We start from the raw sequence: 14,802 nt of genomic DNA, 5'->3' as shown, positions 1-14,802 counted from the left end.
AAAAATAAAAATTGACGTTTCACGTTGTTTGTTTCGTTTAGTTTTCAAAGTTCAATATCGCGTTTCAGCGACTTTTACAATTTAACATTTCGCGTTAAATCTGTCAACAACTTTTTTCTTTCGTTCCTGACGACGCTTATTAATTTACCATATTAATCATTTGTTCGTCAACACTTTTTAAAAAAATGCCAAAATAATTTTATCTTGGCATGACATAAAGCTTAATAACCACTAATGCAGCAACACCGGGTAGACCTAATAAACTTGTGATTGCTGCTGTACCCAAGTTAATTGGAATATGAAAATCAAAATATGTTCCTACAACGTTTACGATAAAGAGTAACGCTATTCCCAAAGTAACATGAAAGAGCGCTTTTCCTATAAAACGTAATGGTTTAGAAGAAACTCCAAAAACAAGAAAAATAAAAACTAGAGAAAGAATACCAACAATAATAATTGTAGAATTCATTTTTTCCTCCTTGTGAATGACCTATACACATTTATTTGTATGGGACAAGGCGATAAAAAAGAACATTTATCATACAACTCCAGTCGTTTCATCTCATTAACTTTTATTCGACGACACTTTCTTCATATAAAACGATTCATCATTCTTTCCAAACGAAGTAACCACGCAATGTTTAATGAATAAAATAAAAGGTTCTGCTTTTTCAGCAGAACCTTTTACCATTGTTCCATTTTTACAGGACGACGTTTTGCTTCTTTTAACAAGAAGAAATATTTCGCCTCTGCTATTTTCAAAGAACAAAGCACATCTTGAGATGGTTCCACACTTTGTTCGACCATTCTCTTCTGACGTAGCCATTCATTCTTCACTTTTTCTAATAGTACAATCAGTTTATCATCATACTCTTTGCGCAATTTACCCTTTTTTTGAAAGAACATTTTTGTTTCTCCTCTTATACTTCTCTACGACCTTCTAACGCTTTCGACAGTGTCACTTCATCTGCATATTCTAAATCTCCACCTACTGGCAGACCATGTGCAATACGAGTTACTTTAATACCTGTCGGCTTTAAGAGGCGGGATATATACATCGCTGTAGCTTCCCCTTCAATATTAGGGTTTGTTGCCAATATCACTTCTTGTACCGTTTCATCGTGCAGTCGCTTTAAAAGTTGCGGAATATTAATGTCTTCAGGTCCAACTCCCTCCATTGGAGAAATCGCACCTCGTAACACATGATATACACCTTGATACTCTTTCATCTTTTCCATTGCAATTACATCTTTCGGTTCCTGCACAACACAAACAACCGATTGATCTCGATGTGAATCATTACAAATATAACAAGGATCGCGGTCAGTAATATGTCCGCATACAGAACAATACGCTAGATCTCGCTTCGCATTTACAAGTGCTTTTGCAAAACCTAACACATCATCTTCTTTCATATCTAATACGAAAAATGCCAAGCGAACCGCTGTTTTCGGTCCGATCCCTGGCAACTTCATAAAACTATCAATTAATTTCGATATCGGTTCTGGATAATGCATATATCAGTATCCTCCTAGAACATTCCACCTGGTAAGTTCAAGCCTTTTGTAAATTTACCCATTGTAGAATTCGAAAGTTCATCAGCTTTTTTAAGTGCATCATTTGTTGCAGCTAGCACTAAGTCTTGTAACATTTCGATATCTTCTGGATCTACAACTTCTTCTTTAACTTTCACTTCAAGAATTTGCTTATGACCATTTGCAATAACTGTAATCATACCGCCGCCAGCTGTACCTTCAACTGTTTTTTCACCAAGCTCTTCTTGCGCTTTTGCCATATCTTTTTGCATCTTTTGCATTTGTTTCATCATATTATTCATATTTCCCATTCCGCCACGCATCATAATTAATTCCTCCTAATTATTATTACTCTTTTATTTCAATAAGTTCTTGTCCTACTAACTTTACTGCCTCTTCTATAAGAGGATCTTCTTTTTTCTCTGGGCTTTCTTCAGAATCCCCGCCTTCACGCTGTAAAAAATCTTCACGGATTTTACCCCATTCACTTTTTGGAATGGCAATCATATTTAATCTTTTACTTAGCAATTCAAATAAAGCTTGTTCCACTGTATCCATAGCTTCTCGATTTTCGCTTGCCATTTTACAGTGAATCTCGTATTGAAACGCTAAAACGTAAGTATCATCCGAAGCTGCTACCGGTTCGCTATTTTCTAATAAAACAGCAAACGCTACTTTGTTGTATGCTTTGAGTCTTCCTAACAACTCGCCCCACACAGCTTTTAATTGTTCTAAATCCTGACGCTTTGCTTGTTTTAACACTTCATTTACGCGTCCGACAGGAATCTTCATACTACCTGTCCGCACTGGCTTTGGTGTTGCACGTGTCTCTCTGACTTCCTGCTGCACACCAGCCGGCACACCATTCTTTTTGACTTGTTCTAACTCTTTCTCCAATTGCTGCATCCTATTCATAATTGCTTGTAAACGATCTGCACCGTTTGCTTGCATCATAAACTGTTGACACAGTTGTACCATAACAACTTCTAAGAAAATTCGCGGATGATTTGTCCACTTCATTTCCTGTTGTCCCTTACTAAGAGTATGAATGATTTCATAGATTACTTCCGGTTGCATTTCTTCACTTAACATCCGGAATTGCTCATCTACCATTACTCGTTCCAACATATGTTCCAGTTGTGGTGAAGTTTGATATAAAAGCATATCGCGATAATAGTAAATGAAATCTTCCATAAAACGAACTGGATCTTTCCCTTTACCCATCATCTCATCTATGATACGTAATGCTCTTGATACATCATTTTCACGTATACATTCTACTAAGTTACCTAAGTATTGCTGGGAAACAGAACCTGTCACAGCTAATACATCTTCTGTCGTAACTGTCTCATCACTATAAGATATTGCCTGATCAATAAGACTAAGCGCATCACGCATACCACCTTCAGCGGCACGTGCAACAATTTGTAACGCCTCATCTTCTACTTGCGTACCTTCATTCGTCACAACCGTCGATAATCTCTCAACAATATCATTTACTGATATTTTTCGAAATTCAAAACGCTGGCAACGTGAAATGATTGTAGGCGGAATCTTATGCGGTTCTGTTGTCGCCAAAATAAAGATGACGTGTCCTGGCGGCTCTTCTAACGTTTTTAAAAGCGCATTGAAGGCACCCATGGAAAGCATGTGGACTTCATCAATAATGTATACTTTATATTCTACAGCACTTGGAGCATATTTTACTTTATCTCTAATATCTCGAATTTCATCTACACCGTTATTTGAAGCCGCATCAATTTCTAATACATCTGAAATGGATCCTTGTGTAATCCCCAAACAAGAAGGACATTCATTACAAGGTTCAGCTACCGGAGCATGTTCACAGTTGATTGCTTTTGCAAATACTTTTGCAATTGTCGTTTTTCCTGTTCCCCTCGGCCCAGAAAATAAATAAGCATGTGAAACTTTCTCTTGAAGAAGGGCATTTTGCAACGTTTTTGTCACGTGCTTTTGACCAACTACATCTTCAAACTTTTGCGGTCTCCATGTTCGGTATAACGCTTGGTATGACACGAAAATACGGCCTCCCTTAAAGGTTATTATCTCATTTATTATAACCCATTCTGTTTATAGATTCCAAAAGTTATTTTCTATACAAAAAACCCACCTTAGTATTAAGGTGAGTTTTGTATACATATATAACTGCCGTGCACCTTCTGTCGATTACGTACCATAAGCGTTACTCAAGCAGTTAGCTCGGTTCAGGCACTCCTGCGGCACACGAGAAGACCCGCTTATTGCTGCTTCCTTCCGGACCTGACAAGGTTCACGGGGTCCCGTTGCGCAGGACCCAAACGTCAACACCACTTACTTAAGGCAGACCTTACAGCAGCATAACCTCGAGAAGGGATTCGGCCTCGCTAGAGCGGATTGCGAGTATAGGGCACCGCTACCTCCCCGCTTAGCACGGCAAAGTTAAAACCAATATTCGGTTGCCTTCATTAAAGGCATTATCAGTATAACTTGTTTTTTTATAAAATGCAAATACGTTAATTCCCTTTGCTTTTCTCTAATTTCTTGCTCGCTTTTCTTTTTTTTCGAAGCTCTCTAAAAAAGTTTGTTAGCAACTGACCGCATTCTTCTTCTAATACACCAGTCACTACTTCACATTGATGATTAAAGCGTTCATCCGTTAATAGATTCATCAATGTCCCTGCACATCCACCTTTTGGATCACTTGCACCATATACAACTCGCTTCACTCGTGATAAAACAATTCCACCCGCACACATCGGACAAGGCTCTAATGTTACATATAGCGTCGCATCTTCTAAACGCCATGTCCCTAATTTTTTGCATGCCTCATCAATAGCTAATAACTCAGCGTGAGCTATTGATCTTTGCTCAGTTTCCCTTAAATTATGAGCGACGCTAATCACTTCACCATCTAACACTATAACTGCACCAATCGGTACTTCTTGTATTGCCTCTGCCTTTTTAGCCTCTTCTATTGCTAACTGCATAAAATAAATATCGTGTTCCATACCATAGTCCTTTCATTACAAATAACGTACACTAATTTCCATTTACTACACATGGGATAACTTTTACAAGTTCAATCCACCCTAATAAAAAAGAGAGGGGATTACATATGAAGAATACTGCCTTACTCATTATCGATATGATTAATGACTTTCAATTTTCACACGGGCCCACCCTAGCCAAAAAATGCGAAATTATAACAAACCCTATTTTACAACTAAAGAAAACAATGAAATCCTTTGGCTATCCCATAATTTATGTTAATGACCATTATCAACTTTGGAGATCTGATATTGACCAACTAATTACTCATTGTACAAATGAGTATAGTGAAAATATCATTCGTAAGATTGCCCCAAATTCCGATGATTACATTTTTATTAAACCACATTACTCTGCTTTTTATGAAACACCTTTAAATTCTTTATTAGGCTATTTAAAAATAGAAAATCTAATATTAACAGGAGTCGCAGGGAATATATGCATCCTCTTTACAGCTAACGATGCTCATATGAGAAATTATACACTGTATGTACCACAGGACTGTATTGCCTCTAATCATGATCAGGATAACTTACATGCTTTAAAAATAATGGAAGCCACATTAAAAGCAAATATAGTACCGTCATCTCAAATAAAAATTAATTAATACATATATCTATTTTCTAACTTTTTATATCAAATTGACCCGCTCGCTTCCCTCTTGTGCTACAATAATTCTGTTTTGTGTTTTTAGTAGTCACGGTAAATCACTGATTGAAAGGAGGAAACAGCGTGACCGGAGTACCATTTATCACGGTTGAAGGACCAATTGGTGTTGGAAAAACTTCACTTGCGAAGGAAATTTCAACTCACATGCAACTCCACTTACTAAAAGAGATTGTTGATGAAAATCCCTTTTTAGGAAAATTCTACGAAGACATCGACGAATGGAGTTTTCAAACAGAGATGTTCTTTCTTTGTAATAGATACAAACAATTAGAAGATATTAACATAAAGTATTTGAATCAAAGAAAGCCAGTAGTAGCAGATTATCATATATTTAAAAATCTAATTTTCGCATCCCGTACATTAAAAGATTCTCAATACGATAAGTACATGCAAATCTATCGTATCCTTACACAAGATATGCCCGTACCAAACGTAATCGTTTATTTAACGGCTAGCTTGGAAACATTACAAGCACGAATTGCAAAGCGCGGAAGAGAATTCGAAAAAAATATGGATCCAAATTACTTACTACAGCTCACAAAAGATTATGAAACAGCAATGGATACTTTTAAAAAGGATCATCCAGACATCCCAGTATTGAAATTTAACGGAGACGATATGGATTTTGTAAAAAATCCTGATGATTTAAACGTCATCCTATCTGCCCTTCAAAATACTCTCTTAAAGGAGTCGAAATAATAATGAATTTAAGGCAAAAATATGATATACCAAATGACGCAGTAATCACGATTGCTGGAACAGTAGGTGTCGGTAAATCAACTATGACAACTGCATTAGCTAACGCTTTAGGCTATCGCACATCATTTGAAAAGGTAGACTCTAACCCGTATTTGGACAAGTTCTATGCTGATTTCACACGCTGGAGCTTTCACTTGCAAGTGTACTTTTTAGCAGAACGATTTAAAGAACAAAAAAGAATTTTTGAATACGGTGGCGGTTTTGTTCAAGATCGCTCTATCTATGAAGACACCGGCATTTTTGCAAAGATGCATCATGAAAAAGGTACAATGACGGAAACTGATTATGAAACATACAAAGGTTTATTTGACGCTATGGTCATGACTCCTTACTTCCCTCATCCTGATTTATTAATTTACTTAGAAGGTTCTTTCGATGATATTGTTGATCGTATTCAAGAACGCGGACGTCCAATGGAACAACAAACACCAATTGAGTATTGGAAAGAGATGCATGGCCGTTACGAAAACTGGATTAATAACTTTAATGCATGCCCTGTTTTACGATTAAACATTAATGAATATGATATTTTAAAAGATGGCGATTCAATTGAACCAATCATTAAAAAAATTGGCCATTTTTTAAAACAAACACGTAAACTTGTAAAATAAAAAACCCGTGCATATGCACGGGTTTTTCTATTAAATTACTTCTTTTTTGTCGGAGCAATAATTTCACTCTCAGGTTTCCCAGCATTAATACGCTGGCGAACAGTACTTGTACTAATATCGTATGTTTCAGCAATCTCTTTAACAGTCATTTCTTTCCCGTTAATCACTGCTGTTAATACTTTACCTGTACGTTTTGGAGCTGCTTCTTTCTTTACAGCTTCTTTTTCAACTTTTTTTGGCGCCTCTACTTTTGTCGCAGTTTGCTTTACATCACAAGTGCAACCACAAAGTTTACGGAATGTATCATCGCTTATAATGCGTGACACATTTGCACCACTGTTTAAAATTCTATTGTTCTTACAGACAGGACATTGTACATAATATAAAGTTTTTCCATCTAAAGGAAACGTTTGTATAATAAGATCCATGTTGACTCCTTTCATATCTATGAAGATAATCATCGGAATATGAGTGTGTAATAAGGAGAAAATCGCCCTACACCATACTTTATGATTGGTTTTAAAATAAAAACTCGTTACGTGTTGGTAACGAGTTCTCCAATCTCCACTTATATGCGCTGTTGTCAATTATATCTGGAGGAGGTAGAGGGATTCGAACCCCCGCGCGACTCTCGCCGCCTGTCGGTTTTCAAGACCGATCCCTTCAGCCAGACTTGGGTATACCTCCATATTGACATCAAATATAATATCAAAAGAAAAACAGTTAGTCAACCCTACCAAAATAAATTATGAGGAAAGGAGAAATTTACCTTTCCCCTCCTACATTTCAGTACTGACAATGCTCATAATTACCAATCACTCATACCGATGAATGTTTAAATTTACTTAATAACTGCTTTTCCTCCCATATAAGGGCGAAGAACTTCTGGAATTGTAATTGTACCATCTTCTTGTTGGTAGTTCTCTAAAATAGCTGCAACCGTACGGCCAATTGCAAGACCAGATCCATTTAATGTATGAACATGTTCTGGTTTTCCGTTTGGCTCACGACGGAAACGGATATTTGCACGTCTCGCTTGGAAAGCCTCAAAATTACTACAAGAAGAAATCTCACGATATGTGCCATAGCTTGGAATCCATACTTCGATATCGTATTTCTTCGCTGCTGTAAATCCTAAATCGCCTGTGCACATGCTCATAACGCGATATGGCAACTCTAATAATTGTAACACGCGTTCTGCATCATTTGTTAGTTTTTCTAACTCTTCATAAGAATCTTCTGGTTTTACGAATTTTACAAGCTCTACTTTATTGAACTGATGCTGACGAATTAAGCCACGTGTATCACGGCCAGCTGAACCTGCTTCAGAACGGAAACAAGAGCTAAATGCAGCATATCGTATAGGCAATTGATCTTTATTTAAGATTTCATCACGGTGCATGTTCGTTACAGGTACTTCAGCTGTTGGAATTAAGAAGTAATCTTCACTTTCAATACGGAATGCATCTTCTTCAAATTTCGGAAGTTGTCCCGTTCCTGTCATACTTGCACGGTTTACCATATACGGAGGTAATACTTCTTCGTATCCATGCTCGTCAGTATGAAGATCCAGCATAAAGCTAATTAAAGCACGCTCTAATCTCGCGCCAGCACCTTTATAGAATACGAAGCGGCTTCCCGTTACTTTCCCAGCACGCTCAAAATCTAAAATTCCTAAATCTGTAGCAAGATCCCAATGTGGTTTTGGTTCATAAGCAAATTCTTTCACTTCTCCCCAAGTACGCGCTACTACATTATCATCTTCTGTTTCACCAACTGGAGCAGATTCATGAGGGATATTTGGAATAGATAACATTAATCTTTCTAAATCTTCTTCAACTGTACGAAGTTCATTATCAAGATCTTTTACTTTCTCTCCAACTTCACGCATTTCTAGAATTAGAGCTTCTGCATCTTTCTTTTCGCGCTTCAATACAGAGATTTGTTGAGATACTTCGTTACGTTTGCTTTTTAATTCCTCTGTTTGAACAAGTAATTCTCTTCTTCTCGTATCCAGCTCTTCAAAACGACCAAAATCAGTTAAATCTTCGCCTCTATGCTGTAACTTTGCTTTTACTTCTTCAAAATTTGTACGTAAAAATTTAATATCAAGCATTATATACTCCTCCTTTTATTTTATAAAACACAAAAAACTCCCGTCCCTATATAAAGGGACGGGAGTTAACCCGCGTTGCCACCCTAGTTGAAAGCATTACCGCCTTCCTCTCAAGTAGAAATAACGGCTCTTCACCGGGAATGTTTACTAATCATAGAGATATTCCACATTCCATTCCAGGATGGATTCACAAACTGTTTCTATCGATTTCCACCAACCATCGACTCTCTATAAGAAACGGCGTTTGTTACTACTTCCTATCAACACGCTTATTTTATAAAATTGTTACCATCAATTTACTATAATCTTATACAAGTTGCAAGTTACTTATACAACTTTTTTCATTTTTGCTTCTTTTACCATTTCTACAAAGTATGCTGTCACGCGATGATCATCCGTTAATTCTGGATGGAATGAAGCAGCTAAAAACTGATTTTGTTTTACCGCTACCATTCGATCACCATGTGTGGAAAGTACTTCAACATCATCAGCTACATTTACAACATACGGAGCACGAATAAATACACCAATAAATTCTTCTCCTACACCTTTAATTGAAAGTGCAGCTTCAAAGCTATCTTTTTGGCGTCCGAACGCATTGCGCTCTACTGTAATATCCATAGCACCAATATGTGCTTCTTCATAGCCAATAAGTGTTTTTGCAAGAAGAATCATACCTGCACATGTACCAAACATTGGTTTACCAGACTTCGCGAATGTACGAAGTGGCTCCATGAAAGCATACTTATCAATAAGACGGCGCATTGTTGTGCTTTCACCGCCTGGTAAAATAAGACCATCAATCTCTTCAAGTTGCTCTATACGCTTTACAACAACAGCTTCTGCACCACTTGCTTCAACTGATTTTACATGCTCACGAACTGCACCCTGAAGACCTAGTACACCGATTTTCACCATTTTAAAGTTCTCCTTCAATTACCATCCACGCTCTTGCATGCGTTGTTCTGGTAATAACGTTGAAATTTCGATACCTTTCATCGCATTACCTAATCCTTTAGAAAGGCTTGCAATTAGTTCGTAATCCTCATAATGAGTCGTCGCTTCAACGATTGCGCGTGCAAATTTCTCTGGATTCTCTGATTTGAAGATACCAGATCCAACAAATACACCATCCGCACCAAGTTGCATCATTAACGCTGCATCTGCTGGTGTTGCTACACCACCTGCTGCGAAGTTTACAACTGGCAAACGACCAAGGCGTTTAATTTCAAGTAGTACTTCATAAGGAGCACCAGTATTTTTTGCATATGTCATTAACTCATCTTCACGTAGACTTGCAACTTGACGGATTTCTGCATTGACTTGGCGCATATGACGCACTGCCTCTACAATGTTTCCTGTTCCTGGTTCACCTTTTGTACGAAGCATAGATGCACCTTCTGCAATACGACGTGCTGCTTCTCCAATATCACGGCAACCACATACAAATGGAACTGTGTAATCACGTTTATTTAAATGGTATACTTCATCGGCAGGAGTTAATACTTCACTCTCATCGATATAGTCTACCCCTAATGATTCTAATACACGTGCTTCTACAAGGTGACCGATACGGCATTTTGCCATAACCGGAATTGACACCGCACCCATAACTTCTTCAACGATTGTTGGGTCTGCCATACGAGAAACGCCACCTGCTGCACGAATATCTGCTGGTACACGCTCTAATGCCATAACGGCAACTGCGCCTGCCTCTTCTGCAATTTTTGCTTGTTCAGCGTTAATTACGTCCATAATAACGCCGCCTTTTTGCATTTCTGCCATTCCACGTTTTACACGTTCTGTCCCTGTTACATTTGTCATGTTACAAAAACCCCCCTAGGTGAATTGCTTTTCCCCGTTAAAGGCGAAAATTAAGAATACTCTTACATTCTACCACTAACCATCAGATGCTTGTCTACTACTTTTTCATAAAGTCGGTATGAAAAATAGGAATAAGAAAAAGCCCCTACAATGAGGAGCTTTTAAAACCAACCTTTTACTGTATCAACAGCACTATTCCATATACCACTAAAGAAAGAACCAATTCCGCGCATAGAGCGAGTAAACCAATTCGCTTCTTCTACTGCAGATGTTGTTACAAGATCTATTTGTAATGACTTACCAGATAAAAACCCAGGATCATTCGCATCTTTTGGTGTAATTACCATGTTGCCAAGTGCAGCTCCCTTTTTAATAGGTGCTTCTTGTCCCTTATTTGCTTCTTTTAATTCTGTTTTATAAACATCTTTACTTCCTTTTGGCACCGGAAGTGAAACAGCTTGTTTTGTTTGAACTGCTACATCTTTATCTTTAGCATTTTCTACTCGTACTGTTTCTTGTCCTTTTACTGAAGAATCTTTTTTATATATTTGCTTCATTTCAAAGTTAGCAAATCCATAATCATATAGCTTCTTTGTTTCATCAAAACGTGCTGTATGAGAACTTGTTTTAATAACTACAGAAATAAAACGCATTCCGTTTCTTTCAACCGTACCAGTGAAGCAATCCCCTGCTTCTGGAGTCGAGCCTGTTTTCAGGCCATCTACGCCATCATATTCTTTCACTAAGCCCTTTAACATCCAGTTCCAGTTCGACATTGCAAACTTCTCTTTTTCTGGACGGAATTCTTTTTTCGGGATTTTTGCTGTATCTAACACTTTTGGATAATCTTTAATTAAATGTTGTGCTAAGGTTGCAACATCCTTTGCAGACATTTTATTTTCTTCATCCGCTGTTGTTCCTTCAGGATGCATTCCCTTTAAATCTTTATTCGTTAAACCTGTAGAATTGACAAATTTATAATTTTTCAACCCTAGTTCTTTCGATTTATCATTCATCATTTTTACGAAGTCTACTTCTTTACCTGCAATTGCTTCTGCTAATGCAATTGTTGCACCATTTGCAGAAAAGATTGCCATTGCCTCGTATAGCTCTTTTACTGTATAAGAGCCACCATTCTCTAATGCAACATTTGATAAGGAAGCATCTTGTGAAACCTTATATGCATATTCAGAAACCTTAACTTTTTGATCCCACTTAAGTTTTCCTTTATCCACTGCTTCGTGAACTAAATATTCACTCATCATCTTTGTCATACTAGCAATGGATAATAATTCATCTGCATTCTTTTGATATACAATTTTCCCAGAATTCGCTTCAACTAAAATTGCCGCACCTGCTTCAATGTTTAAAGCAGCTCCTGTTTCAGCTGATGCATTGCTATATGGTATAAAGATGCTACAAGCTAGTGTAAGCACTGTTACCAAAGCAATGAATCTTTTGCAAAACATACCTTTCACGTTTGTTACCCCCAATATCTATGTACTCACATAACCGTTATTCTAACATAATCAAAAAAAAATAGACAGAGATATCAAATCTCCGTCTATTTGTATATCAGACATTATAATGAGTAGTTTGGAGCCTCTTTTGTAATTTGTACGTGATGAGGGTGGCTTTCACGTAAACCAGCACCTGACATACGAATGAATTGTGCATTCTCACGTAAGAATTCTAAATCTTGTGCTCCGCAATATCCCATACCGGCACGTAATCCACCAACTAATTGATGAACTGTATCTGCTAAAGGTCCTTTATATGGTACTCGGCCTTCAATACCTTCTGGAACAAGTTTTTTATTTCCTTCTTGGAAGTAACGATCTTTACTTCCTTTTTCCATCGCTCCGACAGAACCCATACCACGATATACTTTAAATTGACGACCTTGGTAAATTTCAGTTTCTCCAGGGCTTTCAGCAACACCAGCAAACATACTACCTAGCATAACAACGTGTGCCCCTGCTGCTAAAGCTTTTACCATATCACCAGAGTACTTAACACCACCATCAGCAATAACTGGAATACCGTGTTTACGAGCTTCTGTTGCACAATCGTAAACTGCTGTTAATTGTGGTACACCAACGCCAGCTACAACCCGTGTTGTACAGATAGAACCTGGTCCAATACCAACTTTAACTACGTTTGCACCCGCTTCAATTAATGCTTTCGTTGCTTCAGCAGTAGCAACATTTCCAGCGATAATATTTAGTGATGGATATTTCGCACGAACTTCTTTTACTTTATCAATAACACCTTGAGAATGTCCATGAGCTGTATCAAGCACGATTGCATCCACGCTAGCTTTTACTAATGCGTCGATACGAAGCATAGCATCAGCCGTTACACCAACCGCTGCCCCAACTAATAAGCGTCCTTGTTTATCCTTCGCAGAATTTGGGAATTCAATTACTTTTTCAATATCTTTTATTGTAATAAGCCCTTGTAATACACCGTTATTATCAACAAGAGGGAGTTTTTCAATTTTATACTTTTGTAGGATCTTTTCAGCTTCTTCCAGCGTTGTACCAACTGGAGCTGTAATTAGCTTTTCTTTTGTCATTACGTCGGAAATTTTGATTGAGTAGTCTTGGATAAAACGCATATCACGGTTTGTAATAATACCAACTAATTTTCGCTCGTCTAAATTATTTACAACCGGTACACCTGAGATACGGTATTTTCCCATAAGATGCTCTGCATCATATACTTGATGTTCTGGAGTTAAAAAGAAAGGATCTGAAATAACGCCACTTTCAGAACGTTTTACTTTATCAACTTGCTCCGCTTGTTGTTCGATAGACATGTTTTTATGAATAATTCCTAAACCGCCTTGACGAGCCATTGCAATAGCCATATCAGCTTCTGTTACTGTATCCATTCCTGCACTAATTAACGGGATATTTAACTGTAAGCTTTCAGATAAAACTGTTTTAACACTTACTTCTCTTGGTAGTACATCTGACTTTGCTGGTACAAGTAATACGTCATCAAAAGTCAAACCTTCTTTAACAAATTTAGATTCCCACATAATTGTTCCCCCCATGATACCAGAAATTATTATTAGTAGCTTATCAATTGGTTAAAATACTGTCAAGGACGTATATATATGTTAGAATTTTTAGACAATAAAAGGAGCGTAATATATGCATCAAACACATTGTACTTGGCAGCAATTAAGTTTCTTCTTTTCATCTCAAAATGTACAACGTTATCTTGCCCGTTGCTATGAAAAATCCTCCATACAAGATGCTGAAAAAAAAAGTTTTGAAAATTGTTATCCCTTTATTTATTACTTAGAACACGGGAAAAATTATTATGAATTATATAAGGTAGCCCCCTTTTCGATTCAGCCAATGTTATTGTTTTATGGAATGAGTCAACTTTTTAAAGCCTGCTTACTAACTATTGATCCTAACTATCCAGAATCCACTACTGTTTTAGCTCATGGTGTTACGACTCGTAAACGAAAAAAACAGGGGTATCAATTTTTAGAAGATGAGGTGAAGGTGCAAAAAAATGGATTATTTACTCATGTTGCAGAACAGCTGTTTCACATGAAACACTTAGAAGCAGAGAAGTTTAACATGCTAGATTTAATGGGAAATATTCCTGAATTACAAAATTTATTTCGCTATAGTCAAAGAGGGGGCACTTTATATAAAATCGATTCAAAAAACACCAATGAGCTTTCCTTTTCGGCCAACATACTAGATCGACTTCATATGACTTCAGAAAGATTTTCACGTTACATTGAATCAATTTGTAAGCATTTATCCATACAACATGTCTCCGGAAAAACGAGCGGATCGAATTTGCTTTTTACAGCTCCTATCCAGTCGTGGAACCCTATATATAGTACGCCTTTATACTACGAATATCTTGCTGATACTTATTACTTACCAATTCCAACTGACCCGAGAAATCCTAAACCAGTATTACCTGAGCTTCTTGTTCATTATTTATTGCTCTACAATTTAAGTATGATTTCTAGATACGAAACAGATTGGTGGTATGATTTACTTGGGAGCTATGGCTCTGAAGATTATCCATTTATTTATCAATTTCTTACTATTTCTGCTCAAAAAATCCCTTACTATATTTCGTCTTTTTTACTAACAGAACCGAGCCTATTTCATGGGAAATAAAAAAAAACACAAGTCAAAAGACTTGTGTTTTTAATTGCTTGGCGACGTCCTACTCTCACAGGGACAAGGTCCCAACT

The 14,802-nt window shown here is 37.2% G+C and carries 16 protein-coding genes, 1 tRNA gene, 1 other RNA gene and 1 other annotated feature; of the genes, 4 read left to right on the top strand and 14 right to left on the bottom strand.

Features of this window, described 5'->3' with window-relative positions:
- Positions 1 to 199 precede the first annotated feature (199 nt).
- The 7 genes from KVT31_RS28935 to tadA form a co-directional block, all read right to left on the bottom strand.
- Entirely contained in the window at positions 200 to 469 is a 270-nt protein-coding gene (locus KVT31_RS28935; protein WP_088094773.1) for a pro-sigmaK processing inhibitor BofA family protein, read from the bottom strand.
- A 215-nt stretch (positions 470 to 684) separates the two neighbouring features.
- On the bottom strand, positions 685 to 906 hold the full coding sequence (locus KVT31_RS28930; protein ID WP_000466020.1) for a YaaL family protein: 222 nt from the start codon (positions 904 to 906) through the stop codon (positions 685 to 687).
- A gap of 14 nt (positions 907 to 920) precedes the next feature.
- A complete protein-coding gene (gene recR / locus KVT31_RS28925; protein WP_000559170.1) occupies positions 921 to 1,517 on the bottom strand; it encodes a recombination protein RecR in 597 nt (198 codons plus the stop codon).
- Between the two features lie 14 nt (positions 1,518 to 1,531).
- Positions 1,532 to 1,858: a YbaB/EbfC family nucleoid-associated protein gene (locus KVT31_RS28920; protein WP_170930109.1), complete on the bottom strand. Its 327-nt coding sequence runs from the start codon at positions 1,856 to 1,858 to the stop codon at positions 1,532 to 1,534.
- A gap of 25 nt (positions 1,859 to 1,883) precedes the next feature.
- Positions 1,884 to 3,572: a DNA polymerase III subunit gamma/tau gene (gene dnaX / locus KVT31_RS28915; RefSeq protein ID WP_000121580.1), complete on the bottom strand. Its 1,689-nt coding sequence runs from the start codon at positions 3,570 to 3,572 to the stop codon at positions 1,884 to 1,886.
- A 132-nt stretch (positions 3,573 to 3,704) separates the two neighbouring features.
- Positions 3,705 to 3,969: signal recognition particle sRNA large type (gene ffs / locus KVT31_RS28910), an RNA gene on the bottom strand.
- Between the two features lie 79 nt (positions 3,970 to 4,048).
- The gene (gene tadA / locus KVT31_RS28905) at positions 4,049 to 4,543 is read right to left on the bottom strand and encodes a tRNA adenosine(34) deaminase TadA (RefSeq protein WP_088094772.1); all 495 of its coding nucleotides are present in this window, start codon (positions 4,541 to 4,543) and stop codon (positions 4,049 to 4,051) included.
- A gap of 107 nt (positions 4,544 to 4,650) precedes the next feature.
- Between tadA and KVT31_RS28900 the strand changes: the two genes are divergently transcribed.
- The 3 genes from KVT31_RS28900 to KVT31_RS28890 all read left to right on the top strand — a co-directional run bounded on the left by KVT31_RS28900 (position 4,651) and on the right by KVT31_RS28890 (position 6,622).
- Positions 4,651 to 5,190 carry a cysteine hydrolase family protein gene (locus KVT31_RS28900; RefSeq protein ID WP_088094771.1) on the top strand — a complete coding sequence of 180 codons (540 nt, stop codon included), beginning with the start codon at positions 4,651 to 4,653 and terminating at the stop codon, positions 5,188 to 5,190.
- Positions 5,191 to 5,315: 125 nt separating this feature from the next.
- Positions 5,316 to 5,951 (top strand): deoxynucleoside kinase, encoded by a 636-nt coding sequence (locus KVT31_RS28895; protein ID WP_000148216.1) that lies wholly within the window; start codon positions 5,316 to 5,318, stop codon positions 5,949 to 5,951.
- A gap of 2 nt (positions 5,952 to 5,953) precedes the next feature.
- Positions 5,954 to 6,622, top strand: a complete 669-nt coding sequence (locus KVT31_RS28890; RefSeq protein ID WP_001053583.1) for a deoxynucleoside kinase — start codon at positions 5,954 to 5,956, stop codon at positions 6,620 to 6,622.
- Between the two features lie 35 nt (positions 6,623 to 6,657).
- Here KVT31_RS28890 and KVT31_RS28885 read toward each other — a convergent pair whose 3' ends face one another.
- From KVT31_RS28885 to guaB, 7 genes are all read right to left on the bottom strand, one after another.
- Entirely contained in the window at positions 6,658 to 7,050 is a 393-nt protein-coding gene (locus KVT31_RS28885) for a sigma factor-like helix-turn-helix DNA-binding protein (RefSeq protein ID WP_140386630.1), read from the bottom strand.
- Between the two features lie 166 nt (positions 7,051 to 7,216).
- Positions 7,217 to 7,309: transfer RNA gene (locus KVT31_RS28880), tRNA-Ser, on the bottom strand.
- Between the two features lie 154 nt (positions 7,310 to 7,463).
- Entirely contained in the window at positions 7,464 to 8,738 is a 1,275-nt protein-coding gene (serS, locus tag KVT31_RS28875; protein WP_088094769.1) for a serine--tRNA ligase, read from the bottom strand.
- 51 nt (positions 8,739 to 8,789) lie between these two features.
- Positions 8,790 to 9,011, bottom strand: a binding site (T-box leader).
- Between the two features lie 54 nt (positions 9,012 to 9,065).
- Positions 9,066 to 9,656, bottom strand: coding sequence for a pyridoxal 5'-phosphate synthase glutaminase subunit PdxT (gene pdxT, locus KVT31_RS28870; RefSeq protein ID WP_088094768.1), 591 nt, complete (start codon positions 9,654 to 9,656; stop codon positions 9,066 to 9,068).
- An 18-nt stretch (positions 9,657 to 9,674) separates the two neighbouring features.
- Positions 9,675 to 10,562, bottom strand: coding sequence for a pyridoxal 5'-phosphate synthase lyase subunit PdxS (gene pdxS, locus KVT31_RS28865; RefSeq protein ID WP_000186157.1), 888 nt, complete (start codon positions 10,560 to 10,562; stop codon positions 9,675 to 9,677).
- Positions 10,563 to 10,723: 161 nt separating this feature from the next.
- Positions 10,724 to 12,031 (bottom strand): D-alanyl-D-alanine carboxypeptidase DacA, encoded by a 1,308-nt coding sequence (dacA, locus tag KVT31_RS28860; RefSeq protein ID WP_140392300.1) that lies wholly within the window; start codon positions 12,029 to 12,031, stop codon positions 10,724 to 10,726.
- A 113-nt stretch (positions 12,032 to 12,144) separates the two neighbouring features.
- Entirely contained in the window at positions 12,145 to 13,608 is a 1,464-nt protein-coding gene (guaB, locus tag KVT31_RS28855; RefSeq protein WP_088094766.1) for an IMP dehydrogenase, read from the bottom strand.
- Positions 13,609 to 13,723: 115 nt separating this feature from the next.
- Here guaB and KVT31_RS28850 point away from each other — a divergent pair, with 115 nt between their 5' ends.
- Positions 13,724 to 14,725, top strand: coding sequence for a YaaC family protein (locus KVT31_RS28850; protein ID WP_088094765.1), 1,002 nt, complete (start codon positions 13,724 to 13,726; stop codon positions 14,723 to 14,725).
- Positions 14,726 to 14,802: the final 77 nt, after the last annotated feature.

Origin of the sequence: Bacillus sp. GbtcB14 (assembly GCF_019091205.1) — a bacterium.
GTDB lineage: Bacteria > Bacillota > Bacilli > Bacillales > Bacillaceae_G > Bacillus_A > Bacillus_A cereus_AG.
Note: the sequence above shows the minus strand (reverse complement) of the source record. Positions and strands in the feature narration are given on the sequence as shown.